Origin of the sequence: Streptomyces doebereineriae, from assembly GCF_031845645.1 — a bacterium.
GTDB classification, from domain to species: domain Bacteria; phylum Actinomycetota; class Actinomycetes; order Streptomycetales; family Streptomycetaceae; genus Streptomyces; species Streptomyces canus.
Genome location: NZ_JAVREZ010000430.1, coordinates 1 through 424, shown reverse-complemented (window position 1 = coordinate 424; position 424 = coordinate 1). Strand labels below are relative to the sequence as shown.

General features: G+C 68.2%; 1 protein-coding gene. It reads left to right on the top strand.

All coding sequences use genetic code 11. From position 1 onward, the window contains the following. Positions 1-22 precede the first annotated feature (22 nt). Positions 23-424: AMP-binding protein (locus RNB18_RS52640; RefSeq protein WP_311721135.1), on the top strand; the 402-nt coding region annotated here is incomplete at its 3' end.

The following is a 424-nucleotide window of genomic DNA, read 5'->3' as shown; positions in this document are numbered from 1 at the left end:
CATCGAGGCAGTGCTGGAGGCGATGACGACCGATCCGGGTCGCTCGCTGTCGACGGTGGACCTGCTCGACGAGGCCGAGCGCAGCCGTCTAGCACGCTGGGGCAACCGGGCGGTGCTGTACGACTTGGCGCAGCCGGCGTCGGTGCCGGAATTGTTTGCCGCGCAGGTGATGCGAGCACCGGAATCGGTGGCACTGGTCTGCGGGGATCATTCACTCACGTATCGAGAACTCGACGAGTCCGCGAATCGGTTGGCGCACTTGCTCGTCGGTCACGGGGTGGGTCCCGGCGAGCGGGTGGCCTTGATGTTCCCGCGTTCGGCCGAGGCCATCGTGGGGATCCTGGCGGTCCTCAAGGCCGGGGCGGCCTACCTGCCGATCGATCCGGCGCTGCCCGAGGCCCGCGTGGAGTTCATGCTGACCGAC